This is a genomic window from Corynebacterium phocae (genome assembly GCF_008693075.1).
Classification (GTDB): Bacteria; Actinomycetota; Actinomycetes; order Mycobacteriales; family Mycobacteriaceae; genus Corynebacterium; species Corynebacterium phocae.
The window spans coordinates 1-26118 of record NZ_VXKJ01000024.1; the positions used below are offsets into that span (position 1 = coordinate 1).

Consider the following 26118-nt stretch of genomic DNA (forward strand, 5'->3'; position numbering starts at 1 on the left):
GGAAGGTTCCGTGCCGGAGGGTGCCGTGCCGCCCAACGCGCCGCACGCCGACCCCGCGCCGGAGGGGATCATCCCGCCCGTGGTCAAGCCCAAGCCCAAGCCCAAGCCGAAACCGAAGCCGAAGCCTCAGCCCAAGCCTCAGCCCAAGCCCCCACGGCGGCCGCGGCCCACGCGCAAGCCGCGCCCTACGCGCCGGCCAGCGCCAGTGGGGTCATCGTCAATGTCTAGCAACTCAGTGCCCTGGTGGCGCAAGTTGTTCTACATGTTCGGCTAGTGCCCGCGCCCCGTCGCCCGCCAGGATTTTGTGTCTTGGCGGGCGGTGTTGTAGGGTGAACTCCGAAGTTTGAATGCGCGCCATTCTTAGCGTGCGTGGTCAAGTTTCACCAAAGACCGTCGGTCATCTGGAAACAGATCGAAGGATTCCTCCTCAAAGGAACGGCCCACGCAGGAGACACTTGCGTTTCAACGTGCTGCTTACCGCAACACTTTATTCGCGCCCTGTGCTCTTGCACGGGGCTCTTTTCGTTTAAGAGTCTCGGCGGAAAATCAAGAGATGTTTTCGAAAGGAGGCGAAGGAAAAAATGGCAAATCCAAAAAACACTGCGGACTTGGCAACCATTGAGAAGAAGATCGCTGAAGCGGACTCTCTCGTGCTGACCGAATACCGTGGCCTGACTGTTGCCCAGCTCCAGGAGCTGCGCCACAATCTGGGCTTTGACGTTGAGTACTCCGTCGCCAAGAACACCCTCATCAAGATCGCTGCCGCTAACGCTGGCATCGAAGGCCTTGATGACAAGCTGACTGGCCCGACCGCAGTAGCGTTCATCAAGGGCGAGGCAGTTGATGCCGCAAAGGTTTTGAAGAAGTTCTCTTCTGATAACAAGGCACTCGTAGTCAAGGGTGGCTACATGGACGGCAATGCACTTACTGCTGACCAGGTAGACGCTATCGCTGAGCTGGACAACCGTGAGACCACTCTCGCAAAGCTGGCTGGCGCTATGAAGGGTTCTATGGCAAAGGCTGCGGCCGTATTCAACGCTCCTGCAACAAAGACCGTACGTACCATCGTCGCTCTGCAGGACAAGAAAGAAGCCGAAGCTTAAAAAGTCGCTTTACTAAGCGCAATTCAAACAACAAACTTTGGCGGTTCACACCGCCATACACGAAAGGATGCTTAACATGGCTAAGCTGACCAAAGACGAGCTCATTGAAGCTTTCAAGGAAATGACCCTCATCGAACTGTCTGAGTTCGTTAAGGAATTCGAAGACGTATTTGACGTTGAAGCTGCTGCTCCCGTAGCAGTTGCTGCTGCTGGCGGCGCTGCTCCAGCTGCTGAAGAAGAGAAGTCCGAGTTCGACGTTGTTCTGACCGACGCTGGCGCTAAGAAGATTGGCGTTATTAAGGCTGTTCGCGAACTCGTTTCCGGCCTGGGTCTGAAGGAAGCTAAGGAACTCGTTGAGTCCGCTCCTAAGGCAATCATCGAAGGCGCATCCAAGGATGACGCTGAGGCTGCAAAGGCTAAGCTGGAAGAAGCTGGCGCTTCTGTCGAGCTCAAGTAATTGCGCTTTTAAACAACCCCAAGTTCCCGCGTGGAACTTGGGGTTGTTCCCGTTTTCCTGCCGTGCTGCCCGGAGCTGCTTTAATGGTTAGGTAAACAACTCCGGTTCCACGAAAGAAAAGCCATGTCCCTTTACCCTGACCCCCGTACTGCTTCCGCGTTCCTAGCCCTTACGGCGGCCCTCGCGCTGTCCGCGTGCTCTGCCCCTGAGGAGGACGCGCCCGCCCCTACTGTCGATGCCACCTCCAGCACCGCCGCCTCGAGCCCCGTCACATCCACCGCCGCTTCCAGCACCGCCACCTCCAGGCCCGCCTCCAGCACCGCGACTTCCCCCGCCGCCTCCAGTCCTGCGGTTTCGCCTACCGCTTCCGGTAGTGCCGCCCCGAGCGCCGCCGCGCCCGCCGCGACGCCGGGGGTCGAGGTCACGGGGGACGGCATCGTTCGAGTGCGCGGGGTGGTTCGCACCTTCGGCGAGTTTGAACTGGCCGAGTACCAGGGGATTGAGTATTCCCCGACGGGGTATGAGAACCCGGACACCACCATCACCGTGCTGGTGCTCAACGAACCCGCCGACCTCGTGGGGCATGCCACGTCAAACCTGCAAGGCTACGTGAACTTCCGCCCCGTTACGCTCATCCGGCTTTCCAAAGATGAAGCGGGCGGCCCGTACGAAGGCAAGGAAGTAACCCTCGAATACGACCAGGACAAGATGTGGTGGCCCTCCGGTACCGACCTGCCTCTGGGGCAGCCATACGTCGCCGAGTACACAATCTTGCCGTAGGGCGGCGGGTTTTGCGCGTCCGCGTGGCGGAGCCGGTAAAGGTTAAAATTTAAAGTTCGGTTTGTTTAGCTAAAAACGACCTCTGGCTTAGCTAAAGCTGAGGTTTTGGGCGATTAATTGCGGATGTTATAAACTCGTTGTCTTTTCTTTTACCAGCGGTTTTGGGGAAAATTGGGCGAAAATTAAGGATGTGGCGCAAATCTCGTTAGCGCGAAACTGTCAATTGCCCTACGGTGGTTGATACACCCGCCGAGTGAGGCTCCGGTTGAACACGGATGCCTCGAACGGGTTAAGAACTTATATCACCGAGTCCCACGAAAGGGAAAAGATTTAACATGAACAAGCATGACATTCAGGAACTGCTAAAGGCTACCGCATATGACGCAAACGGCGACAAGCTGGGCTCCGTAAACGAAGTATTCGTTGATGAGAACTCCGGCCGCCCAACCTTCGTTGAGGTAAACCACGGTCTGTTCGGTCTGAGCTCCTCCTTGGTCCCTCTTCGTGGACACCGTCTGGACGGCAACGAGGAACTGCATCTTGCCTTCGTTAAGGACCGTATCAGCGACGCTCCTGACTTTGATGGTGACGCCGGCCTGGACACCGCAAAGCAGGAAGAAATCTACCGCCACTACGGTGTTGTAGAGCACGAGGACAAGGTTGACTACAACCTAGACGACCGTCGCGACCTGCACGCAGGCGCTGGCGTCGGCGAAGTTCGCCACGAAGAGCGTCGCGACGTTGACCTGACCGACGTAAACGACGACGGAGAGCTCATCCGCTCCGAAGAGCAGCTAAACGTTGGCAAAGAGCGCGTTGCTACCGGCACCGTTCGTCTGCGTAAGTACGTAGTTACCGACACCGAGACCGTAGAGGTTCCCGTAACCCGCGAAGAGGTTCGCGTAGAGCGCACCCCAATTAGCGCCGAAGAAGCAGCCCGCATGGGCGACGTTTCGGACGAAGACACCGAGACCTCCGTTACCCTGCACGAAGAGCGCGTAGTTGTCTCCAAGGAAAACGTTCCTGTTGAGAAGGTTGCCCTTCACACCGAAGAGGTCACCGAGACCGAGCGCGTTTCTGAGGAAGTTCGCAAGGAGCGCATCGAGACCGAAGGCGTTGACGGCTTCGAGACCAAGAAGTAATCCTTACTTCCAGCTTCACCGGATTCCCTAGCTGAATCCTCACTGCTCCCCAGGCTCACAGCCTGGGGAGCATTGTGCTGCGCCCGCCTGGCTTAATCCAGGAGCTTGGCAATCTCCGCAATTGACTCCGGCGTACCGGCCTCCCCAGCCAACCACGGGACGTGGGTTACCGGCACGCCCGGCAGCCGCTGCGCTAACAGCTCCAAAGCCGCGTGCTCAGCGTCGCGGCGCGCATCCAGGAACTCGCCCTGCCCCGCCGGGCTACGGCGGTTGACCAACAGCCCCGCCACATTCACCCCATGCGAGGTCAACTCCTGGTGAAACTCCGCAGACTCCATCACCGGCAAGCGCTCAGCGGTCAACACGATGTAAAACGCTGTACGCCCGGCGTCCGTCAACACGGCGCGCAGGTTCTCAAAACGCCGCCGCCGCTTGAGCAGCGTGGAGCGGATCTCCTGGTTACGCTGCGTAATCGGGTCAAACCCCGTGGGCACAACCTCATCTTTCCCGGACATGCCGCGCACCAGCGAGGAGAACTTGTCAGATTTTTCCCGCCGCGCCAGCAATCCCTCGGTATAGGCAGCCATAATCTCCGGCAACGCCATCAACCGGGACGTATGCCCAGAAGGGGCGGTGTCAAAAACAATGTGCTCAAAAGCCCCAGCGTCCTCGATGAGCGCGGCCATACGCTCCAGCAAAGCGGCCTCGTGCGTGCCCGGGGACTGCCGCGCCAAATCCAGGTGCTTCTTGACCTCCCCATGCAGGTGCTCCGGCATCATCCGGCGCATACTTGCCCCCACGGCGCGCAGGTGTTCTTCGGTAATACGGGCCGGGTCCAGCTCCACCAGGTGCAGATGTGGGCGCACGGCCACGGGGGTATCGGAAAGCGAGGTGCCCCAAATGTGGCCCAAATTGTGCGCCGGATCCGTGGAAACCAACAACGTGTCCTTGCCGGCCTGCGCCAGCTTAAACGCCGTGGCACTAGCCAGCGTGGTCTTGCCCACGCCGCCCTTGCCACCAAAGAAAATAACGGGAGTTAACAACATGACAAATTATCCAAAGGTGAGTGCTCCATGCCCATCCGGCGGTGCCAGGCATGGAAGTCTTCGTAAATGAGCGGCAACAGCTCCAACGTGTAAAAACTGGCCGGGTTGGGAATACCCAGCGCCTCGGACATCACCAGCAGCATGAACAAGTCATCCTCCTGCTGCTGCGCCTTGGCAAAGGACGCGCGGTACGGGGCCTGGTAGTAGTCGTTTAAGCCCCGGCCAAACGCCTTGAGCTTATCCCACATGGTGCGGCGCGGGGGCGTCCGTGTCCGCGTCCGACCACGCCACGGCAGGAGCCTTGCGCGCCCGCATGATTGCGGAAGCAGACTCCACCACCACCCAGATGGCAGCGATGATAATGACGACGTCGATGCCCAGCAGCAGCCAGTTGCGCCCCGCCCACAAGGTCCCCAGCTGCAACAGCGCCGCCCACATGGCCACGGTCACCACAAAGCACAGCGGGATGAGCACCGGCCACGCCGGGCGGCGCAGGTGCGTCAAGATAACGGCAATAATGGCCATGGACAGCCCGGCCATGAGCTGATTGGTGGTGCCAAACAGCGGCCAGATGAGCATGCCGCCGGAGCCGTCCGCGCCGGAGGAGAACGTCAGCGCGAAGGCCACGCCCACCGCGATGATAGTGGCAACCAGCGCGGAGATCTTGAGCCCCATAATCTGGCCAATTTCCTCCACCACCATGCGCTGCAGGCGCACGCCGGAGTCCATGGTGGTAGCGGCAAAGAGGATGGCCATGGTGGCCAAGATGGTCGCGGATAGGGAAGTGGGGATCCCCAGGCCCTCGTTGATAATGGAACCGCCGCCGGAGATGAAAGCGTTTACGCCACCGGCGGACCACTCGTTGTAGACTTCCTCCCAATTGGCCAAGGTCTTGAAACCGGCGGTGGTGGCAATGATGGTACCCAAGGACAACAGGCCCTCACCCACGGCACCAAAGTAGCCCACAAAGCGGGCATCGGTTTCCTTATCCAACTGTTTGGAGGACGTGCCCGAGGCCACCACGCCGTGGAACCCGGAGACCGCGCCACACGCGATGGTGACAAACAACAGCGGGAAAATCCCGGGCGTGCCTTCGGGAACGTTGTCGTTGAAGGTCGGGGCCACCACGTCCGGGTGCGTAATCAGCACGGAGCCGTAGAGGATAATCAGGCCCACAAACAGCTGCAGGCCGTTGATGTAGTCGCGCGGCTGTAGCAGGACCCACACCGGCAGCAGGGAGGCGGCGAAGGCGTAGGTAAACAGCAGGATAATCCACACGCCGCGGTCTGGGATGCCCATGACAGTTTCCGGCAGGACAATGGGGAAGCGGTCACCTACGACCATGAGGGTGTACAGGGAAACCACGCCCACCACGGACACCGCCGGCAGGTTCCACTTGAAGCGGTAAATGGCCTGGCCAATGAGCAGGGCCACCACAATCGCGCCCCAGGTAGGGATGACCGCGGTGGGGGTGGAGACCAACAGCTTGGAAATTACCGTGGCAAAGGCCGTGTTGACCATTAGCAAAAGCAGGAAGATGATGACCAGGAAAAGGTTGCGGCCACGGGCGCCGATGTAGCGTCCCGAAAGCGTGCCGATGGACTGCCCGCGGTGGCGTAGCGATGCCCACAGCACGCCCAAGTCGTGCATGCCGGCGAAGAACACGGTGCCCAGCGTGACCCAAAGGAAAGCCGGGACCCAGCCCCAGATGACCGCCACTGCGGGGCCGATGATGGGGGCCGCGCCCGCCACCGAAGTGAAGTGGTGGCCCCACAACACGTACTTGTTGGTGGGCACAAAGTCCACGCCGTCTTCCATAGTGTGCGCCGGGGTGGCGTACTTCGCAGAAAGCCGGTAGACCTTGGAGCCCAAGAAACGGGAGTAGAGGGCAAAGCCGGCGGCCATCATGCCCACGCCAATGAAGGCTAGGAAAAGAGAGTTCATCTTGTTGTTTGCACCACGCCTGTGTAGAGAAGGGATAGGAACCGGTGAACCCCGCTGGGGTGCGGTGGATCACACTGGAAACAAGTATCGCACGCACACCAAACCCCGCGAGGGAAAATCCGCTCGCGGGGGTAGGGGCAACGCAGCTTTAGGCCACCGGGGCCGGATCACTCGGCTGGTCATCAAAGACCAAGGCCGGGGCATTTCGCGCGCGGCCAATGGCCACCAGGGCCTCCACGATGACCCAGATGGTGGCGGTGATAATGGCGGCATCGATCCCCAGCAGCAGCCAATTGCGCGCCTGCCACAGCGTGCCCAACAAGATAAACGCCGAGCCCAAAGACACCACGGTGACAAAAACCAGCGGGATGACAATAGGCAGGCTAGGCCGGCGCAGGCGGATGAGGATGACCGCCATCACCGACAGTGACAGCGCCGCCATCAGCTGGTTAGTAGTGCCAAAGACCGGCCACAACAACATGCCGCCGGAACCATCCGCGCCGGAGGAGAACGTAAGCAACAGCGCCAACACCACGGTGATGATGGTGGCTACCAGGCCGGTGACCCGAAAGCCCAGCAGCTGGGCAATTTCCTCAATAACCAAGCGTTGCAGGCGCACGCTGGAGTCCATGGTGGTGGCAGCAAACAAGATGGCCATGGTGGCCAAGACGGTGGCGGCCAAGGACACGGGAAGCCCCAGGCCCTCGTTGATAATGGAGCCGCCGCCGGAGATAAACGCGCCCACCCCGCCGGCTGACCATTCGCTGTAAACCTCTTCCCAGTTGGCCAAGGTCTTGAACCCGGCGCTGGTGGCAATGATGGTGCCTAGCGCCAGCAGGCCTTCTCCCACCGCGCCGAAGTAGCCCACAAAGCGGGCGTCTGTTTCCTTATCCAGCTGCTTGGAGGACGTGCCGGAGGAGACAATCCCGTGGAACCCGGAGATAGCGCCGCAGGCCACGGTGACAAACAGCAGCGGGAACATGCCCGGGGTACCGTCCGGCACGTTGTGGTTAACCGCCGGCGCCACGACCTCCGGATGGGTGATAAGAATGGATGCGTAGAGGATAATCAGCCCTATGAACAGCTGCAGGCCGTTGATGTAGTCACGCGGCTGCAGTAGCACCCACACCGGCAGCAAGGAAGCACAGAAGGCGTAGATAAATAACGCCAGGATCCACACGGCGTTAGCGGGGATGCCCCAGACCGTTTCCGGCAGGGAGATGGGGAAGCGCTCGCCCAGGAGCATGAGCGAGTACAAAGCCACCACGCCCACCACGGAGACCACCGGCAGGGACCATTTAAAGCGGTAGATGGCCTGGCCCACGCACAGTGCCACCAAGATGGCGCCCCACGTGGGGATAACCGCGGTGGGAGTAGAAACCAGCAAACGGGAGATGACCGTGGCGAAGGCGGCGTTGACCATCAGCAGGAGTAAGAAGATGACTACCAAAAAGAGGTTGCGGCCGCGGGTGCCGATGTAGCGCCCAGAAAGCGTGCCGATGGACTGCCCGCGGTGGCGCAGCGAAGCCCACAGCGCGCCGAAGTCATGCATGCCGGCGAAAAATACCGTGCCCAGCGTGACCCAGAGGAAGGCCGGGAGCCAGCCCCAGATGATGGCCACCGCGGGGCCGATGATGGGCGCCGCGCCCGCCACCGAGGTGAAGTGGTGGCCCCACAACACGTACTTGTTGGTAGGCACAAAGTCCACGCCGTCTTCCATGGTGTGGGCCGGGGTGACGTATTCATCCGAGAGCTTGAAGACCCGGGAGGCCAAGAATTTGGAATAGAAGGCAAAACCGGCGGCAATCATGCCCACGCCGATGAGAGCCAAAAAGAGAGAGTTCATAATAACGTCCACTGTGTGAGATGAGAATGCGAGTGACAACCCCGGGGGTTCCCGGGGTAATGTGAACGAAATTATGCCACAGCTGGCTGCGGCGGGGAACAATTGCCCCACCGGATGGCCGTCTTGGCCCTGTCCTAGCCTGGTGCGACTCCGGACCGGCCGCCGCGCCTGGCTCCCGCTGTGCCTCCCGCCCTGCGTTCCGGCGGGGCTCCCGGCGCGCCCCGGGCGACTCCGCTTCGCCGCCGGGTTTCGTCTCACAGGGTGAAACCCCTACGCGGCTGGCCTGGCTGGCGCGGGCGGGGCGGCGGCTGGCTAGGCGCCGATCTTCTTCCCAGACTCATTCCACGCCACCACTACCGCAGGGCGAGGAATGGAGCTGCCGCCGTCAGGCCAATTGGACGCCGGGTTGTCAAAGGTAGCGTCGTCGGACTCGCCGGGGTGCTGGACATTGACCATCACGCGGTCATCGTCAACAATAGGCCCACAAGTCTCCGCGCCCTTCGGCACCGTGAGGAAGCACTTGAGGTGGCCGCGGTTTTCGCCCGCGACGTTAACGGCGTAGAGGCCGTCGTTAGTGCCCAAAGCGTTGCCGTCAGTGGAAATCCACAAGTTCCCGTGGGAGTCGAAAGCCACGTTGTCCGGGCAGGAAATAGGAGAAACCTTGTCCTTGTCAAAGCCGCCAAAATAGGTGCTGGCCTCAGTAGGGTCGCCACAGACCAGAAGCAAGTTCCAGGTGAAAGACTCCCCAGCGTGGTCATCATCTATCTCCATGACCAAGCCGTTTTTGTTTTCCTTAATAGGGGCCCACTCGGTGGGGTCCTCTTGGTTCTTCTCCGCGTTCTCACCGGTCGCGCCGCGATACTTGTTATTGGTCAACGCCACATACACCTTGCCGGTGACAGGATTAGCCTGGAAGTCCTCGGGACGGTCCATCTTGGTAGCCCCCACGGCATCGGCGGCTTCGCGGGTGAACACCGCAACCTCCTCCGCAGTGAAACCATCCACGTGGGACTCGTATTTCCCAGACTCCTCATCGCAGGTCAGCAGCTTAATCCACGTACCCGTGCCATCAAACTCCCCGTCAGCGGGCAGCTCACCGGAGCCGTCAATCTCCGCCGCCGGGGAGTTGCCCTCCAGCTTGCCCACGTACAGCGTGCCGCTGTCCAGGATGGACATGTTGTGCGCCATGTCGCCTTCCTTGACCTTCTTGGTGGAGACAAACTTATAGATGTACTCAAAGCGGGAGTCATCACCCGAGTAGCACACCACGGTGCCGTCCTTGGCCACGTAAACGTTGCCGGCCTCATGCTTGAAGCGACCCATGGCGGAGTGCTTGACCGGGGTGGAAGTGGGATCAGAGGGATCAATTTCTACGATGTAGCCAAACCGGTGCGGCTCGTTGGGAGTCTTGGAGGCGTCAAAGCGGTCGTCGAAACGCTCCCACTTGCGCTCGGTGGCCTCAGCGCCCAAACCGTAGCGCTCATAGGAAGCCTCCAGCTTCTTGTCCGAGGAAGTGGCGTTGGCAAAATACTGATCAAAGTTTTCCTCACCAGAAAGCATGGTGCCCCACGGCGTGATACCGCCCGAACAATTGTTCAGCGTGCCCAAGACGTTCCTGCCCGCAGGATCCGCCGCCGTCTTAGTCCAGATAGTGCCCGCAGCCGGTCCCACCAGAGTAAACGGGGTGGTGGCCGTGATGCGGCGGTTAAGCGGGCCAAACTCCCGCTTGAGCTCACCCGAGCCGTCCACCTTGGACACCTCCAGCACCGTGTGGCCGTGGGAAGCCCAAGCAATCTTGACCTGCTCCTCAGTGGGGTTATCCGGGTCATAATCCGGGAACATCATGGGCTCCGTGGTGTACTCATGCGAGCAGACGTAGAGCATCCGGTCCGGGTCCGTGGGGTGGTCCAGCAGGCCGGCGAAGTCGTTGTTGAAGCCAAACTGCTGCGAGGCGGCATCGGCGGTTTGGTTGTCAACGTCAAACTCCGGCGCACCCTTGATAACCGGGTCACCCCACGCAATGAGTACCGAGCTGGTGTAGCCCGCAGGAACAACAATCTTGTCCTCCTGGTTAGGCTCAACGGCGTCAAACTTCATGCCCTCCGCCGCCACCAACTTCACGTCCTTGGCGGCGGCCTCGGAGGTCTTCGTGGCAGTGGTAGTAGTAGCGGCGGCCTGAGTGGATTCAGTGACCGCCTCATCATCAGGAACCGAGCAAGCAGCCAGCGCGGCGCCGCCGCCCACCGTCACCACCGTTAGGCCGCCAGCGCGCAGAGCCGAACGGCGGGAGAACTGGTCAGAGAAGTAAGAGTTACTGGAAGAATTCTCACACTTGCCAAAACAAGCGTTGCCGCACTTGTAAGTGCAAGTCAAAGACGAACGTGAAGATTCAAAAAGAGTGGACAAAAGATTGCGGCCTTTAATAGCCATGGTGAAAGCTCCTAAACGGTGAAAAGAGACGATGGGTGTCATGGGGGACGCCCAAAGCATAAGAAACCCACGTGGCGCGTAAATTATCATTGCGCAAAGCCAAGGTGAACAGATTGTGAATGTCCTAGGAGCGCGTCCCCGGGAACATAGTCCGGAATTACTGAAAAGCGGGTTATCGGCTACGCTGGTTGCTTGTGAGTGAGCAGAATAAAAAGCAGAACAATAACCAGAACAAGCCCGAAGCCGGGGACGTCCCTGAGCAGCTGCGAATCCGCCGCGAGAAGCGCGAGCGCCTGCTGTCCCAAGGAATCCAGGTATACCCGGTAGAGGTTCCCCGCAGCACATCCCTGGCGGACTTGCGCGCCAAGTATCAGGTGCTGGCCGCTGAAGAGACCGCGCCGGCTGAGCCCGAGGACGGCGTGACCTACCTAGAAGTAGGCCAGGAAACCCAGGACGTGGTGTCCATTGCCGGCCGCCTTATCTTTATGCGCAACACCGGCAAGCTGTGCTTTGCCACCCTCCAGGACGGGGACGGCACCAAGGTACAGGCCATGCTGTCTCTAGCCGAGGTTGGCCAAGAAGCGCTGGATTCTTGGAAACAAGACGTAGACCTAGGCGACTTCGTGTCCGTGACCGGCCGCGTTATCTCCTCGCGCCGCGGTGAGCTTTCCGTTATGGCCACCGAATGGGTCATGGCAGCCAAGTCGCTGCGCCCGCTGCCCGTGGCCTTTGCGGACATGAATGAGGAAACCCGCGTGCGCCAGCGCTACAACGACCTCATTATCCGCGAAGAAGCCCGCAAAAACGCCAAGACCCGCGTCAAGGCTATCCGTGCGTTGCGCGACTACCTGGAATCCCAGGACTTTATGGAAATTGAAACGCCCATGCTGCAAACCCTGCACGGCGGCGCGGCGGCCCGTCCTTTTGTTACCCACTCCAACGCCTTGGATATTGACCTTTACCTGCGTATTGCACCGGAGCTCTTCCTAAAGCGCGCCGTGGTGGGCGGTATTGACCGCGTGTTTGAGATTAACCGCAACTTCCGCAACGAGGGCATCGACAAATCGCACTCCCCGGAGTTTGCCATGCTGGAGACTTATGCCGCCTGGGGCGATTATGATGACTGCGCGCGTACCACGCGCGAGTCCATTCAATACGTGGTCGCGGAGCTCAACCGCGGTACGGAGCGTGAGGGCACCCTGGTCATCGAGCTTGCCGATGGCACTGAGTATGACTTCGGCGGCCAGTGGAAAGAAATTGAGATGTACCCCTCGCTCAACGAGGCCCTGGCGCGCAAGTTCCCCGGCCAGCCGGAGGTCACCATTGACTCCACGGTGGAGGAGCTTAAAACTATTGCCGATGCCATCGGCCTAGACGTCCCAGCCAAGGGCGGCTGGGGACACGGCAAGCTCGTAGAAGAAATCTGGGAGGTGCTCTGCGAGGACCAGCTGGAAGGCCCAATCTTTGTCAAGGACTTCCCGGTGGAGACCTCTCCGCTTACCCGCCAGCACCGCTCCAAGCCGGGCGTGACGGAAAAGTGGGACCTCTACGTCCGCGGATTCGAGCTGGCTACCGGTTACTCTGAGCTGGTTGACCCGGTGGTTCAGCGCGAGCGCTTTGAGGACCAGGCCCGCCTGGCCGCTAACGGCGATGATGAGGCAATGGTCTTGGATGAGGACTTCCTGGCCGCCATGGAACAGGGCATGCCGCCAACCGCCGGCACCGGCATGGGCATTGACCGCCTGCTCATGGCCGTCACCGGCCTGGGTATCCGCGAAACGGTGCTGTTCCCGATCGTGAAACCCGAAGCGCGCGGCTAAACCCCGGAAGCTCCCCAGACGCTCGCCCAAGACGCCCCGCCCTTACGCGCGGGGCGTCTTGCTGCGTTGGCGGTGCCCCGCGCACGCGACCCGGCTGGCTGGCGGTGCCCGGCCGCAGCTGGGCGGGCCCCGGGCTTGTGCAGGCACGCCTAATTGCCACCGGAGCCTCGCTTTTCGCTGCGGTGGTTAAGTTTGCGGCCTCGCTCGCGACGGAGCTGGGAAACCGCGCCGGGTTGTCAATTGGCCTAGCGCCTGTCGCGATGGGGCGGGCCTGGGTTGGCTCGCGCGGTTACTCGTGTCGCGCCGGGTGCCTGGGTTGCGCGCCGGGTGCCTGGGTTGCGCGCCGGGTGCCGGGTGGCTGGGCTGCGGGCCTAGCTGGTGGCACCCCGCGGGGAGACCTTGCGGCCCACGGGAACAGGATGGCCACCGCGCGGCGGGATCCAAGCCACCTGGCCCTTGTGCCGCACAATCCGCCCGCGCCCCCAGCCGCCGTTAGTGGCGTTGCAGAAACTACACAACCACGCCAGGTTCCCCGAGTTAGTCAAACCGCCCTTGTCCCACTCCTTGATGTGGTGGAGCTGAGCCTTCTCGGAGGGCTTGTTGCACATCGGGTGGCAGCACTTGGTGGACTCGGCCGTGGCCATCACGCGCTGGGCGTAGTTGCCCAGACGGCGTTCGCGGAACAGCTGGAGCGGGCCGGCGTCGTCGAAGACGGCCACAAAGCCGTGCCCCTCGCAGTACCGGCGCAGCAACTCCGCAATGTCTAGCTGCGCGCCGTTGCCGCATTCCACGGTGGCGTCCGGCACCCGGCCGCCGCAGGTGGCAAGCAAGTCATCCAAGTGGATAACCCCCAAGGTCCTCACCTGGAAGCCGCCCCCGCCGCCGGTGGCGTTGGCCACGAAGGAATCAACGGGAGCTTCCTCATCACTGGCCAAGGCTGCCAGGTCCGCGATCTCGGCGGCGGTGCCGGTGAGCTTCATTGTGCTCTGGCCATCGGCGTGATGAGTCACGCTAAGATCCCGCTTGCGGACAGTTTTGGGCTTGTGCTCTTTCAAGAAGGCCTGCAGGTAAGCCTTGACGTCAGCCCACCCGTGGACCTGGTTGAGCTCCACGCGCAGCTGCCAGGAAAGCTTGGCGTTTTTGAGCTGTTTGGTGGCCAACTCAATTTCGTGGAGAACCTCAAAGCTGTGCGAGTTGTTGCGGGCCAGCGCCTGCTGGCGGGTGAACCGGGTGGGGCCAAAATAGGTTTTGCATAGCGCGATAATCTTCTTGGCGTCCGCGCGTGGGACGCCAACCCGGACAAGGCCCTGGTAGTCCAGGCCGCGCCCCAGCGTTATCAACTCCATGCCGTATTTATAGGGACTGAAAATTTCTTGTAGTTTGTGCATGAAGCACACGCTAGGGCCACGGGAAAGCCGGGGCAAGGGCAAGGGTGCCAGCCTGTGGATAACTTTGCGAGGGAGCGGATTTTTGGCCCAAAAACGCCCGTTTGGGCTTTAATCGGCCAAAAATCGCGAGTTATCCACAGGCGCCGTGAAAGTTTTGGGCTATCTGATAGCCGCGCGCAGGGCCTCCGCGAAAACCAGCGGGGTGCCAAAGTTTTGCACTACCCACATGCCGCCATCGGAGTCATAGGCCACGCCCACCCCGATTTCCTGGTGGTGAGCAAAGTTCTGGTTCTCCGCGTGCCCGTCGCGGGAGGCGTTCCATGCCTTGATGATGTCCTCTGGGGCGGCGGGAGTCCGGGAGTAGAAGATGTTTTGGCTCATTACCAGGCGCTGGCCGGCGGAGTTGAGGTAACTGCCCAAGTTGTCGTGGCGGAAATCGCGCGATGCCGCCATGGAGTTGGCCCAGCGTTGCGCCGCCGCGCTCAGCACGGGGCTGCGGTCTAGCCTGGCGACGGCGTGGAGCTCGCGCCAGGAGTTGGTGGCCTCTGCGATCGCAGCGGGGGAGGAGTCAACGGCAACCTTGCTCACGGCGGCCTCCGAGGACTGGTTTCCGCTATAACCCGGGTGGACAAGCCCCGCCTGGGTGAGGAAGAAGGTCAAGACGCTGACCAATAAGGTGATGAATTTACCCAGAAGCGCACCGCCCACGGAATCAAAATTCATCTCTTGCTGCCCTTTTTCTAATTCAAACCTCAGGATACTTAAGTCATAGTACCTTTCGCGGATTGACTCCGTGGCGTTACAATACAACGCGCTGTTGTTCGGGGCCGTTCCAGGGGTTAGCGTGGAGCGGCCGGCGCGGCGAAGAGGGCATACCAGAAGGGAAACGCAGAGTAGATGCACAAGAACGGAGAAGAAAAACTCAGCCGGGACACCGTCATGACCCTGGCCATCCTGGTGGTGGCGGCCATGTTTATGATTTTGAACGAGACCTCCCTTGCAGTGGGGCTAACCCCCATCATGGGCGACCTGGGGGTAGACGCCACCGTGGTGCAGTGGCTCATCACCGGCTTCATGCTCACCATGGCGGTGGTCATTCCCACCACCGGATATCTCCTGGAGCGGCTTTCTACCCGGCACATGTTCTTTACTTCCGTAGGCCTATTCCTGGCCGGGACCGTGGTCTCCGCCCTGGCCCCGGTATTCCCGCTGCTGCTGGCCGGGCGCGTTATCCAAGCCGCCGGCACCGCGCTCATGGTCCCGCTGCTAATGACGGTGACCATGACCTTGGTTCCCCCGCACCGCCGCGGCGCGGTGATGGGAATTATCTCCGTGGTCATCTCCGTGGCGCCTGCGCTGGGGCCCACGGTGGGCGGGGTGATAATTGATCTCTCCAGTTGGCACTATATTTTCTGGGCCATGGTTCCGCCTATGGCGCTGGTGGGGATCTTCGGCGCCATCAAGCTGCCCAACGCGGGGGAAAACCGGACCCTGCCACTGGATATCTTCTCCGTGGCGCTGTCCCCGGTGGCCTTTGGCGGCGTGGTCTACGGGCTGGCCTCGGTGGAGGATATCCTGGCGGGATCTGTGCTCAAGCTAGGGATTCTGGGCATCGGCGTGGTGGCCCTGGCGGTGTTTATCCGCCGCCAGTTTGCCCTGGCCCGCCGCGAACGCGCCCTTTTGGACCTGCGGGTATTTAAAATCCGCAACTTCACCTTTGCCGCCACGTCCACGCTGCTGGCCTTCGGCGTTATCATCGCCTCCTTCACGGTGCTGCCCATCTACCTGCAAACCTCCGCCGGCGCCAGCGCGAAGCTAACGGGGCTGGTGGTGCTGCCGGGCGGCATCGTCCAAGCAGTGCTGGCGCCCCTGGTGGGGCGCGCCTATGACGCCTACGGGCCGCGCCCCCTGGTGCTGCCGGGCGCGGGAATGCTCACCGGCTCGCTGGCGTTGCTGGCGCTGCTGACTGCGGACACGCCGGTATGGGCGGTCATCGGCATGCATTGCATGCTCAGTGCCGGCATGGGGCTTTTGACCACGCCGCTGATGACTGCGGCGCTGTCCTCGCTGCCCGGGGCGCTCTACGGGCAGGGCTCCGCGATAATCACCACGCTGCAGCAGCTTTCGGCCGCCGCCACGACGGCCTTCTTGGTGGTCTTCTTGCAGCGCGGCACCGCCTCCGGGCTGGCAGCGGGGCAAACTACCGCCGATGCCACCGCCACCGGCATCAGCTGGGCCTTTACGTTCGCCGTGGGCGTGGGGCTGGTGTGCTGGGCGCTGGCGGCCATGGTGCGCCGGGTGCCCGTTGACTAAGGGGTGTTCGCTACCGGCGTACAGTAGTTCTACCTGGGTAAACGGGGTGAATTGGCCGGGTGGGCACGCCAAGGGTGAAAGGCTGGCGCGGTGGGGGCGTTAGAGTGGGAATACGGAAAACAATATTTAGCGAAAGAGGTTTTTCTCCATGTTCGAAAGGTTCACCGACCGGGCTCGCCGCGTCATAGTTTTGGCGCAGGAAGAAGCACGCCTGCTTAACCACAACTACATTGGCACCGAGCACATCCTACTAGGGCTTATCCACGAAGGTGAAGGCGTAGCCGCCAAGGCACTGGAGTCCATGGGCATTTCGCTAGAAGACGTGCGCCGCGAGGTAGAAGAAATCATTGGCCAGGGCACCCAGCCCACCACCGGGCATATCCCGTTTACCCCGCGCGCCAAGAAAGTCCTGGAGCTTTCCTTACGCGAAGGCCTGCAAATGGGCCACAAATACATTGGCACCGAGTTTTTGCTGTTGGGGCTTATCCGCGAGGGCGACGGCGTGGCGGCGCAGGTGCTCACCAAGCTGGGCGCTGACCTGCCACGCGTGCGCCAACAAGTTATCCAGTTACTCTCCGGATATGAGGGCAACAACAATGACACGGAAGAAAAGCCAGGTGCTGGGCCGGTGGGTGCCGGCGCGGCTCCGGGCGGCCGTCCGGGTGCCGGCGGCGGCAAAGGCGGGGACCGCTCCAACTCGCTGGTCCTGGACCAGTTTGGTCGCAACCTTACCCAGTCCGCCAAGGAAGGCAAGCTAGACCCCGTGGTGGGGCGCGAGAAAGAAATTGAGCGCATCATGCAGGTGCTCTCCCGCCGCACCAAGAACAACCCGGTGCTCATCGGTGAGCCCGGCGTTGGTAAGACCGCCGTGGTAGAAGGCCTGGCGTTAGACATTGTCAACGGCAAAGTACCGGAGACCCTGCGTGATAAGCAGGTTTACTCCCTGGACCTGGGCTCCCTGGTGGCCGGTTCGCGCTACCGCGGTGACTTCGAGGAGCGCCTGAAGAAGGTGCTCAAAGAAATTAACCAACGCGGGGACATCATCTTGTTCATTGATGAGATCCACACGCTGGTAGGTGCCGGTGCTGCCGAGGGCGCCATTGACGCGGCCTCCCTGCTCAAGCCCAAGTTGGCGCGCGGCGAGCTGCAGACCATCGGCGCCACTACGCTGGATGAATACCGCAAGCATATTGAAAAAGACGCCGCGCTGGAGCGCCGTTTCCAGCCGGTGAAGGTAGACGAGCCCTCCCTAGATGACACCGTGCTTATCCTGCGCGGGCTGCGCGATAAGTATGAGGCGCACCACCGCGTGTCTTATACCGACGACGCCCTGAAGGCTGCGGCCTCCCTATCCGACCGCTACATCAACGACCGCTTCCTGCCGGATAAGGCCGTGGACTTGCTCGATGAGGCCGGTGCCCGTATGCGCATCAAGCGCATGACCGCGCCGGAGGGCCTGCGTGAAATCGATGAGCGTATTGCGGAAGTCCGCAAGGAAAAAGAAGCCGCCATTGACTCCCAGGACTTTGAAAAAGCCGCCGGCCTGCGCGATAAGGAGCGCAAGCTGGGGGAGGAGCGCTCGGAGAAAGAAAAGCAGTGGCGCACCGGCGACCTTCAGGAAATCGCCGAGGTAGGCGAGGACCAAATCGCGGAGGTGCTGGCCCACTGGACCGGTATTCCGGTTCTCAAGCTCACGGAGAAAGAATCCAACCGCCTGCTCAACATGGAAGAAGAGCTGCACAAGCGCATCATTGGCCAGGAAGAGGCCGTGCGCGCAGTCTCCCGTGCTATCCGCCGTACCCGCGCCGGCCTGAAAGACCCGCGCCGGCCATCCGGTTCCTTCATCTTTGCCGGCCCCTCCGGTGTGGGCAAGACGGAGCTGTCCAAATCCTTGGCCAACTTCCTGTTTGGGTCCGACGATGACCTCATCCAGATTGACATGGGCGAGTTCCACGACCGCTTCACCGCCTCGCGTTTGTTCGGTGCCCCTCCGGGGTACGTGGGCTATGAGGAAGGCGGCCAGCTGACTGAGAAGGTCCGCCGCAAGCCATTTTCCGTGGTTCTCTTCGATGAGATTGAAAAGGCCCACAAGGAGATTTACAACACGCTGCTCCAGGTCCTCGAAGACGGCCGCCTCACCGACGGCCAAGGCCGGATTGTGGACTTCAAAAACACCGTGCTGATTTTCACCTCCAACCTGGGCACGCAGGACATTTCCAAGGCCGTGGGCCTGGGCTTTAGCGGGTCTAATGAAACAGATTCCGACGCCCAATACGACCGCATGAAAAACAAGGTCAACGACGAGCTCAAGAAGCACTTCCGCCCGGAGTTCTTGAACCGTATTGATGAGATTGTGGTCTTCCACCAGCTCACGCGCGAGCAGATTGTCCAGATGGTCGAGCTGCTCACCGCGCGCGTGCGCAAGCAGTTGGAGGAGCGCGACATGGGTATTGAGCTTGACCAGCTGGCCAAGGACCTGCTGGCCAAGCGCGGCTTTGACCCGGTTCTGGGTGCCCGCCCGCTGCGCCGGACCATCCAGCGTGAAATTGAGGACCAGCTTTCGGAGAAGATCCTCTTCGGCGAAATCGGTGCCGGTGACCTGGTGACCGTGGGCGTGGAAGGCTGGGACGGGGAATCCAAGGATGACTCCGCCGCCAAGTTCACCTTCACGCCTTCGCCCAAGCCGCTGCCCGAGGACAAGTTTGAGGACTCCGACTTTGACGACACCGAGGTCCGCGAGACCGAGGAACCAGAGGACGTGACCCCGGACGTGCTTAGCCAGCAACCGTCTGACGCCCCAGGCTCTGACGCCGATGCCGGCCCGAACAACGGCCCGGACACCGACGGCGGCGACACCCCGCCTGCCGGCGCCGGCCAGCCCGCCTAGCCGCGCACAGCTCTAAGACCCCAGCCCGCCAAACCGGCGCGGCTGGGGTCTCTGCTGTGATCGCCCGGGGTGCACGGACCCCTTCAATAGTCTTTCGTTTACTACTAGGCTGGGGCTACAGAGCTCCTGAAGCCAGGGCGTTGAAGGGGCTGTCGCTTTCTGTTGCTTAGGAGACCCCTTATGAAGAAATTTTTCCGTGCCGGTACCCGTCTGTTTCTTCTCCTAGCGGCTTTGCTGGCGCTCACAGTTGGGTGGACGGCCATCCCCCGCAGTGATGAAGGAATCCGCGCCGTGGCGGACGCTTTTGTTCTCCCGGAGCAATGGGATTTGATTCAAGACCAGGTTGTGCCGCCCTCTCTAATTTGCTGGGAGTTTTCCACGTCATGCCCGGCGGTGCGGCGGCTATGGGAGTCCAAACAACCGCTACCCTTCGCCGAGCTTCTCCGTATCGTAGAATCTAGCGGCTATGAGATAAATCACGTTGAAACACCTTTCCTAAAAGACTATTCTGATGTTTGCGGAAATATTTGCAGCATAGATGCAAATTTTAGTGGCGATAAAAACTATACAATTACAATATACTATGAGGGGCACCAGAACTTAGATGTCCCGCGTATCAGCCTTTCCGTAAATGTAGGTTGAAATACTGACTGAAAGGTTGTCAAAATATGCGAAAGTCTAAAGGCTGGAAAAGAGTATTTTCAGCAACGTTTGTGTGCATTATGGTTGGCGCAAACACTCAGGTTGCACAGGCCCAAGGTGAAGATCCTCTAAGCCGACAGTGTGCGGATCTCGAGGTGGTCTACGCACGTGGCTCTGGCCAGGATGTGGGCAATAGTGCCGAACTCCAGCGCCTGAAAACCAGTCTCGACATGGGGACTAAGAATACCAATCTCACCGCCAACCTTTATGAGCTTGGCTCTACCAATATCGGCGGTACTCAGTATCCTGCAGTGGGTGTGAAAAATTTACATGGGGCTTTGGCCAAGGTTTTGTCCGTAGGAGATCAGTTGATTGGGGCAAAATGGGGGGTCTATTACGGCAGCGTAGATTCAGGCATTGACGCAGCGGAGTACTACATTAATGAACGTGCCAAGAAATGCGGGGAAAACTCCAAGTTCTATCTTGCTGGCTATTCCCAGGGGGCACACGTTTTCGGTGAAACTTATGCCATAAGGCTGTCCGATGATCTACGAGATCGGTATCCAGAATCTGGAGATTTTAATGTCAATGTTCGCGCCTTCGGCGCCAATGGACAGGTGGGCAGCCACTCTGTTCCTGTCCACGTAGACACCACTACTGGACTGCCGGACCTGCCTGAGCATGCCACGGCGGTATCAGTGGCCGATGTCAATGGGAAAGCTGAACTGAAATGGGAGGCGGACTCGGCTCCTGCCGGCGGTTGGCTAGTCAGAGCTGACGGGATAATTTTAGGTCGGATGGTGCCGGAAGCGCGGGAAGCTACCATCACTGACCTACCCCTGAGCGAAGATATCGCGTTCGGTGTTGCACCGATATCGGCTGAGGGTTACGTGGGGGAAACCGTGGTGGCTTACTTGGGACAACCGACCGTTATTGAGGAAGGCAACTCGAGTAGGAATTCTTCTATAAATGTTAACGGCTCAAGCACCGAGGCTCAGGATGAGGCTGAAGGATCAGCCGGTAGCAGTGACTCCGCTGGTGCAATGACGGCTGAAACGGTCGTTGCACTTGCTGCCGCCTTCGCAGCCGTAGCTGGAGCGGTGGTTCCTATCCTCCGCGCCCACCGTGGCTTCTTGCGAAGCTTGAACTTGCCATCGTGGTTCTACCGGATGTTCGGGCTTTAAGTCTGGGCATTTTAGTCCCTGGCAATCTAGATAACACGCTCCGCGCTTGCTAGCTTTCTGGCCGCGCGGGGCGTGTTTCACGCGTTCGGCCGCCCCAGCCCGCCTAAACCGCGCGGCTGGGGTCGTCTGGTGCTACTGGCAGTTAGAAGGTGCCGGCACGTCGTTGAAGCGGTCCAGCATGTACTGGATCCCGTGGGGGATTGCTCCCACAAACGGCACCAGGTGGCCAAGGCCAAAGCCGGTGAGCTGCTCCACGGCGGGCTCGGCGGTGAGTAACACGGTCCCGCCCTGCGCACAATAGGCCCCGCCAAGAGCTTTGGCCTGTGCGAACGGGATGATGTCATCGGCACGCGAGTTGGCAATCTGGATAGGCCCGGTCACCGGGTGCTGGCCCAGCCTTTGCCTTTCCAGAAGGGCGCTGACCTGTGGCATACGCTCCATGATTTGGGACACGGACTCACCGGTGGTGGTCAGCGTCTCGGTGCGCGTTAGCCCCCACTGCGCCACGGAATCTGCCACGCAGCTGGTGGCTGCGGTGTCCAGGAAAGCCCGGCCGCGCTCGTTGAACAGCGGTAGCACCGCCTGACCAATACTGGGGTCGCGCTCAATGAATCCGTTGAGGGCGTAGCCCAGCACGTGGGAAATCGCGGAACCGTCCACTGCCTGCATCACGGCTTTGAGGTCAGCTGGAGGGGCGCCGGCAAAAGTGCCTTTGATGTTGAGCTCCGGTGCGTAACCAGCTGCATACTCCGCCGCCGATGCCGCCGCACCGCCACCCTGCGAATAGCCCGTGAACCCCACCGGGGAGTCCGCCGGCAGACTCTTAAACCGCAGGGCCGCGCGTGCGGCGTCCAACAGGGCGTGGGCTTGTTCCACGGTGTTGACGTAGGAATGGTGGCCGGGGGTGCCCAGGCCTATGTAGTCGGGGACTACCACGCGCATGCCGCTGGCTAGGGCTAGTTGGTAGGTCTGGTATTCGTACTCGGCGTTGAAAAAGGGGCCGGAGGGGGAGTGCCCCGCGCTGGCGATGTGAAGCCCGGCGCGCGACGGCGCGCATCGGTCGCCCTGGCCGCGGGTTCCGGGGGCCACGATGAGGGTGGGGCGGGGCCCGCGGCCGGTCCACGGGGCGGTGGGCTCGTAGACCGTGGCGGTGGTTACCGTGGGCGCGCCGTTGTCCAGGGTGGAGGTGTAGGAAATCAGTGTGGCCTGCGGGGCGACGGGTCCTAGCATGGCTACCAGGTCTGGGGCGGGCTGTGTGGAGACTACGGTGCCCGGGCTGGCGGCTGGCGCTGTGGCCAGGGCTGGGGCCGCGCTTGCTGGCGCTGGGGCCGCGCTTGCTGGCGCTGGGGCCGCGCTTGCTAGCGCGGGCGCTAGGGCTAGGGCCGGCGCGGGCGCTAGGGCGGGTGCCATGGCCACGGCTAGGGCCGGCGCGACGGAGAGGACAAGACGTGTAGCGAGCTGAGAGATTTTCACAGACACATCTTAGCCCACGCCTAAGCCGCCTTTAAGTCCTTATTGGCAATTGCTTGGCGCCGGCAGCCCGTTGAAGCGGTCCAACAAGTAAAACAACCCGCGCCAAGCCGAAGCCGTATAGGGCAGCGAGTGCGCGTTCTTCCGGGACTGCAGGAACTCCGGCACCGACTCCTCGACCAGCTGGATGGTGCCACCCTGCGCACAATAGGCCCCGCCCAGCTCCTTGGTTTGAGCAAACGGAATGATGTTGTCCGTCCCGGAGTTCGCAATCAACATGGGCCCAGTGACGGGGCGCCGCCCCAGCTTCTGGCGGTCTATGGTCTCCGCCAGCCTGGGAATCCGGCCCATGATGTGGGCCAAAGACTCCCCGGTGGTGGTCAACGTTTCACTGCGCGTATAGGCCCACCGGCGCTCAGAATCCGCGATGCAGCTGGTGGCCGCGGAGGAAATAAACTCATGCCCCTTGTCATTGAGCAGCGGGAAAAGCAGGTTGCTAATCTCCGGGTCGCGTTCCACAAAGCCGTTGATGGCATACCCCATGGAATGCGCGATGTGGGAGCCGTCCACAGCGGCCAGCACAGCGGTTAAATCAGCCGGGGGAGCGCCGGCGTAGGTCCCCTTGAGGTTAAGCTCCGGGGAATATTCGGCCACCTCCTCCGCGGCCGCCGCCACGGAGGCACCACCCTGGGAATAACCAGAAAAGCCCACCGGGGAGTCCGCAGGAAGCCCGCCTAGGGCCAGGCCGGCGCGGGCGGCGTCAATTACAGCGTGCGCCTGCTCCTTGGCGTTGCCGTAGGAGTGGATGCCCGGCGAACCCAGCCCAATGTAGTCCGGCACTACCACCCGCATACCTAAGTTCAGGGCGTTTTGATAAGACTGGTATTCATAATCAACGTTGACGTAAAAACCGGAAGGTGCCAGGCCCACGCTGAGTACGTGCATATCCGCACGGGAAGGCGCGCACTGATCCCCCTGCCCGCGGGTGACCGGGGCTATCACCACCGTGGGGCGCGGTCCCTGGCCCAGCCACGGCATGGAGGGCTCAAACAGCGTGGCCGTTGCCACCGTGGGCGCGCCGTTTTCCAAGGTAGTGCGGTATTCAAACACCTGCGCCTGCGGGGCTATTGGCCCAAAGATTCCCACCAGGTGCTCCATATCTTGCACAGAGACCACCTGGCCTGGCCGCGGGGCGGCGGCTTCTTGGCCGTTGGCCGGCGGAGAAATGGCCAGCGCCAAGGCCAACGTCGGGGCCAACGCGCCAAGTGTTTTAACAATCCTATTCATGCGTTTGAGTTTAGATTGCTTTACTTGGGTAGATGGAATAACCCGGCCGAGTTTTGTTCGGCTAATCCGTCCTCAATGAGTGAAAACAGGGCGCGGGAGCGCTGGGCGGCATCCGGCCACACCACATCCAGCTCCGCCTTGGGCACCGGGTGCGGGGCGCGGCGCAGAACATCCATGATAAGCCCGCGCACCTGGCGGTCGGTGCCGGCAAATTTTTGGACGCGTGCTTTGGCTTTGGCGGCATCGGCGGCGAGGGGCTCTGGCTGGCCAGCCTTAACCCACGCGCATTCGTTCTGCAGCGGGCACGCGGCGCACTGGGGGCTGCGCGCGGTGCACACCAACGCGCCCAACTCCATGAGCGCGGCGGAAAAGCGCGGGCCACCGCGGCGCGGCAACAACGCCGCCACCTGCGCAAGCTCCCGCTTGGACGGGTTGGCGGCCAAGAAATTGCCCTCCACCGCGCGGGCGTAAACCCGGCGCACGTTGGTATCTACCACCGGCACGTTGTGCCCAAAGTGGAAGCACGCTACGGCGCGTGCGGTGTAATCCCCAACACCCGGAAGCTCCAGCAGCTGGTCCACCTCATCCGGCACGGGCGCGGTGCCCAGGGTGCGCGCGCACTCCCACAACCGCAGCGCGCGGCGCGGGTAACCCAGCTTGCCCCAGGCGCGCAAGACCTCCGCCTTCGAAGCGGCCGCGAAATCCTCATGCGTGGGCCAGCGCAGCATCCACTCCTCCCAGACCGGCGCCACCCGCGCCACCGGGGTTTGCTGGCTCATCACCTCACTGACCAACACACCCCACGCCGTGGTGCCAGGCCGACGCCACGGCAAATCACGCTCATTGGCGTCAAACCAAGCCAAAATTTTGTGAGTATCCATCGCCGGTAGCTTAAACTCTCTAGTCATGTCTAAAGAAACCCCGCAGCAGATTTGGGAAAATCTGATTGCCGGCAACCGGCGTTATGCTGCCGATGAATCCAACTACCCCAACTCAGATATCGCCCACCGCGTCCAACTTCTGTCCGGGCAGTCGCCCAAAATGGTTATCTTCGGGTGCGGGGACGCCCGCGTGCCCTCCGAATTCGTATTTGACCTGGGGCTAGGAGACGCATTCATTGTGCGCAACGCCGGGCACGTCATTGACGCCACGGTGCTGGCATCCATCCAATTTGCCATCGACGACTTGGGCTGCAACCTCCTGGTGGTCATGGGCCACCAAAACTGCGGGGCCGTCAAAGCCGCGCTGGGATTTTTGGAAAAAGACTCCACTATTCCCACGGGCTTGCAGCGCACCATCGTGGAAAAGGTTTCCATGGCCGCTGTGGCCGCGCGCGCGGAAGGCCTGGAGAGGCAATCCGACGTGGAACGCCGCAACATTGAAGACACCGTGGACCAGTTCATGGAGCGAATCCCGCACCTGCTGGAAAAAATCGAAGACGGTTCCTTGGGAATTGCGGGGATTTATTACAGCTTGGACTCCGGCCTAGTTGACCCGGTGATTTTGCACGGCGTTAGTTAGGGACACGCAGCGAAAATACGCGGTGCTACCGGGGGCATTCCCATAGGATTAGGCCATGTCCACTCCATCCCGGCCGCCACGTTCAGCACGTTCTGTACCCGCCTCCGCCAAGGCAACAGCCGCTAGGCCGTTGCCCCCTGAGATTTACCGGCGCCGCCGCATGGCTGCGCTGGGTGTCATCCTGTTGTTAGTCCTGAGCCTTTTGGGCCTGTGGGCTGCCCTGAGCGGCGGGTCTGAGCCGGACAAGCAAAGCGCTCCCTATCCTTCTTCCACCACGACCTCTGCGGCCTCGCAGACCACTACAACTTCCGTGACGGTGAAAGCAACAGCCACCGAAACCGTGGTGCCGGCGGAGTCCGAGCCCGCAGTGGCCGCAGCGCCCGCGCCCGCGCCTGCGGAACGCAAAGCTACCTGCGAGCTCGAGGACCTGGTTATCGGCGCGGAGCTGGACCAGCCCACCTACGCCCCGGGCGCTCAACCCGTGATGAAGATGACGGTCGAAAATCCCACGGCCGCAGATTGCGTGGTGGACTTAAGTACCCTCACCATGCGCTTTGAGGTCTACGATATGGGATCCAACCACCTGGTGTGGACTGACACGGATTGCTCCCCGCCGGTTGATACCGGGCTGGAGACTTTCGCGCCGGGCAAGACCCGCGAGTTCAGCGCCACCTGGTCGCGCTTGGGCTCCACGCCCGGCCAGTGTGAGGCCCGCGAGCCGGTGGAACCGGGCGCTTACTTCCTGCACACCGTGATTGGCCGGCACGCCTCCGCGCCGCAGCCTTTCAACCTGGCCTAGGCCCCTGCCGCGCGCCTGCCCGCGCCGCTCCGCGCCTGCCCGCTCCGCTCCGCGCCTGC

22 protein-coding genes are annotated in these 26118 nt (G+C 61.3%); 12 read left to right on the top strand and 10 right to left on the bottom strand.

Features of this window, described 5'->3' with window-relative positions; translation table 11 throughout:
* The 5 genes from F4V58_RS12655 to F4V58_RS01585 all read left to right on the top strand — a co-directional run.
* Positions 1–228: hypothetical protein (locus F4V58_RS12655; protein ID WP_211362707.1), on the top strand; the 228-nt coding region annotated here is incomplete at its 5' end.
* A 353-nt stretch (positions 229–581) separates the two neighbouring features.
* Positions 582–1103 (top strand): 50S ribosomal protein L10, encoded by a 522-nt coding sequence (rplJ, locus tag F4V58_RS01570; RefSeq protein ID WP_075732769.1) that lies wholly within the window; start codon positions 582–584, stop codon positions 1101–1103.
* Between the two features lie 76 nt (positions 1104–1179).
* Positions 1180–1560 (top strand): 50S ribosomal protein L7/L12, encoded by a 381-nt coding sequence (rplL, locus tag F4V58_RS01575; RefSeq protein ID WP_075732771.1) that lies wholly within the window; start codon positions 1180–1182, stop codon positions 1558–1560.
* A gap of 123 nt (positions 1561–1683) precedes the next feature.
* The gene (locus F4V58_RS12660) at positions 1684–2340 is read left to right on the top strand and encodes a hypothetical protein (RefSeq protein WP_157105751.1); all 657 of its coding nucleotides are present in this window, start codon (positions 1684–1686) and stop codon (positions 2338–2340) included.
* Positions 2341–2675: 335 nt separating this feature from the next.
* Positions 2676–3482, top strand: a complete 807-nt coding sequence (locus tag F4V58_RS01585; RefSeq protein WP_075732777.1) for a PRC and DUF2382 domain-containing protein — start codon at positions 2676–2678, stop codon at positions 3480–3482.
* Between the two features lie 92 nt (positions 3483–3574).
* Here F4V58_RS01585 and F4V58_RS01590 read toward each other — a convergent pair whose 3' ends face one another.
* The 5 genes from F4V58_RS01590 to F4V58_RS01610 all read right to left on the bottom strand — a co-directional run bounded on the left by F4V58_RS01590 (position 3575) and on the right by F4V58_RS01610 (position 10748).
* The gene (locus tag F4V58_RS01590) at positions 3575–4528 is read right to left on the bottom strand and encodes an ArsA family ATPase (RefSeq protein ID WP_075732779.1); all 954 of its coding nucleotides are present in this window, start codon (positions 4526–4528) and stop codon (positions 3575–3577) included.
* The gene (locus F4V58_RS01595; protein ID WP_075732781.1) at positions 4519–4776 is read right to left on the bottom strand and encodes a cory-CC-star protein; all 258 of its coding nucleotides are present in this window, start codon (positions 4774–4776) and stop codon (positions 4519–4521) included. The genes F4V58_RS01590 and F4V58_RS01595 overlap by 10 nt, the downstream gene beginning before the upstream one ends.
* The gene (locus F4V58_RS01600) at positions 4766–6472 is read right to left on the bottom strand and encodes a carbon starvation CstA family protein (protein ID WP_075732783.1); all 1707 of its coding nucleotides are present in this window, start codon (positions 6470–6472) and stop codon (positions 4766–4768) included. Before F4V58_RS01600 ends, F4V58_RS01595 begins: the two co-directional genes overlap by 11 nt.
* A gap of 148 nt (positions 6473–6620) precedes the next feature.
* On the bottom strand, positions 6621–8318 hold the full coding sequence (locus tag F4V58_RS01605; protein WP_075732785.1) for a carbon starvation CstA family protein: 1698 nt from the start codon (positions 8316–8318) through the stop codon (positions 6621–6623).
* Between the two features lie 312 nt (positions 8319–8630).
* Complete coding sequence (locus F4V58_RS01610; protein ID WP_075732787.1) at positions 8631–10748, bottom strand: PhoX family protein; 2118 nt, start codon at positions 10746–10748, stop codon at positions 8631–8633.
* A 194-nt stretch (positions 10749–10942) separates the two neighbouring features.
* Here F4V58_RS01610 and lysS point away from each other — a divergent pair, with 194 nt between their 5' ends.
* Entirely contained in the window at positions 10943–12568 is a 1626-nt protein-coding gene (gene lysS, locus F4V58_RS01615; protein ID WP_075732789.1) for a lysine--tRNA ligase, read from the top strand.
* A gap of 371 nt (positions 12569–12939) precedes the next feature.
* On the opposite strand, the gene F4V58_RS01620 is transcribed toward lysS, so the two are convergent.
* Entirely contained in the window at positions 12940–13956 is a 1017-nt protein-coding gene (locus F4V58_RS01620; RefSeq protein WP_084559640.1) for an HNH endonuclease, read from the bottom strand.
* A gap of 159 nt (positions 13957–14115) precedes the next feature.
* Positions 14116–14679 carry a CAP domain-containing protein gene (locus F4V58_RS01625; protein WP_075732793.1) on the bottom strand — a complete coding sequence of 188 codons (564 nt, stop codon included), beginning with the start codon at positions 14677–14679 and terminating at the stop codon, positions 14116–14118.
* 174 nt (positions 14680–14853) lie between these two features.
* On the opposite strand from F4V58_RS01625, the gene F4V58_RS01630 reads away from it, so the two are divergent.
* The 4 genes from F4V58_RS01630 (at position 14854) to F4V58_RS01645 (ending at position 20982) form a co-directional block, all read left to right on the top strand.
* A complete protein-coding gene (locus F4V58_RS01630; protein WP_075732795.1) occupies positions 14854–16269 on the top strand; it encodes an MDR family MFS transporter in 1416 nt (471 codons plus the stop codon).
* Positions 16270–16417: 148 nt separating this feature from the next.
* Positions 16418–19156 carry an ATP-dependent Clp protease ATP-binding subunit gene (locus F4V58_RS01635; protein WP_075732797.1) on the top strand — a complete coding sequence of 913 codons (2739 nt, stop codon included), beginning with the start codon at positions 16418–16420 and terminating at the stop codon, positions 19154–19156.
* 180 nt (positions 19157–19336) lie between these two features.
* Positions 19337–19798 carry a hypothetical protein gene (locus F4V58_RS01640; protein ID WP_075732799.1) on the top strand — a complete coding sequence of 154 codons (462 nt, stop codon included), beginning with the start codon at positions 19337–19339 and terminating at the stop codon, positions 19796–19798.
* Between the two features lie 26 nt (positions 19799–19824).
* Complete coding sequence (locus F4V58_RS01645; protein ID WP_084559641.1) at positions 19825–20982, top strand: cutinase family protein; 1158 nt, start codon at positions 19825–19827, stop codon at positions 20980–20982.
* A 132-nt stretch (positions 20983–21114) separates the two neighbouring features.
* Here the strand turns inward: F4V58_RS01645 and F4V58_RS01650 are convergent, their stop codons facing one another.
* Genes F4V58_RS01650 through F4V58_RS01660 form a run of 3 tightly spaced genes read right to left on the bottom strand, consistent with a single transcriptional unit; the run spans position 21115 to position 24620 of the window.
* Positions 21115–22455, bottom strand: a complete 1341-nt coding sequence (locus F4V58_RS01650) for a lipase family protein (RefSeq protein WP_249041139.1) — start codon at positions 22453–22455, stop codon at positions 21115–21117.
* 39 nt (positions 22456–22494) lie between these two features.
* The gene (locus F4V58_RS01655) at positions 22495–23739 is read right to left on the bottom strand and encodes a lipase family protein (RefSeq protein WP_075732803.1); all 1245 of its coding nucleotides are present in this window, start codon (positions 23737–23739) and stop codon (positions 22495–22497) included.
* Positions 23740–23759: 20 nt separating this feature from the next.
* Complete coding sequence (locus F4V58_RS01660) at positions 23760–24620, bottom strand: HhH-GPD family protein (protein ID WP_075732805.1); 861 nt, start codon at positions 24618–24620, stop codon at positions 23760–23762.
* A 25-nt stretch (positions 24621–24645) separates the two neighbouring features.
* On the opposite strand from F4V58_RS01660, the gene F4V58_RS01665 reads away from it, so the two are divergent.
* Positions 24646–25260, top strand: a complete 615-nt coding sequence (locus F4V58_RS01665) for a carbonic anhydrase (protein ID WP_075732807.1) — start codon at positions 24646–24648, stop codon at positions 25258–25260.
* 55 nt (positions 25261–25315) lie between these two features.
* Positions 25316–26059, top strand: coding sequence for a hypothetical protein (locus F4V58_RS01670; RefSeq protein WP_084559642.1), 744 nt, complete (start codon positions 25316–25318; stop codon positions 26057–26059).
* Positions 26060–26118 lie beyond the last annotated feature (59 nt).